This is a genomic window from Novacetimonas pomaceti (assembly GCF_003207955.1).
GTDB classification, from domain to species: Bacteria; Pseudomonadota; Alphaproteobacteria; order Acetobacterales; family Acetobacteraceae; genus Novacetimonas; species Novacetimonas pomaceti.
Window position 1 is genome coordinate 1 of sequence record NZ_NOXG01000127.1, and the last position, 565, is coordinate 565.

General features: G+C 61.2%; 1 protein-coding gene. It reads left to right on the plus strand.

Annotated features, from left to right (window positions below; genetic code table 11):
* The first annotated feature begins 244 nt into the window (after positions 1–244).
* Positions 245–493, plus strand: a complete 249-nt coding sequence (locus CFR71_RS17095; RefSeq protein WP_239020464.1) for a hypothetical protein — start codon at positions 245–247, stop codon at positions 491–493.
* Positions 494–565 lie beyond the last annotated feature (72 nt).

A 565-nucleotide genomic window follows, 5' to 3' on the forward strand; every position in this document is an offset into this window, starting at 1 on the left:
CCATCCAGAATGCCTCCTTCAGAGAATGGTCTGCATCCTATGAATCACATTTTTAAACCGATGGGTACCCCGTGAGTCAGGCCAAACAATGGTTGGTATGACCCGCTGCGCGCATCAGACCCTCATGCAGACGCTCGGCAATGGGCCAAACGGACAAGATATCGTCTGGCATCGTGCAATGGACGCGATCGCGTCAGGGGCGGATACCGCGATGATGCCTGCGCAATGCAAAAGCTCTCTCGCTGTGCTCCGCGCTCTGCACGCGCGAACTGCCGAAGCCCGGCGGCGGCTGGAGACGACGTCACCCCGGCTGCTGGCGACTGCACTGCTGATGGCGAACCGGGCAGACCCGCAGATCGATGCCAGCGCGACCACCCTGATGGACGGCATCCGGCTCCTCCCACTGGGCCGTCTCCATAACGGACCCACCGACATCTACCCGGCGCTTGTCAGGGAATGGCTTGACGCCGATCCCCAACCGGTCATGACATGACAGGATCATATCAATGGGCGGTATTCTTTCCAGTCTGCTGGCCGGCATCAGCCTCGGGCTGCGCCAGCCCCT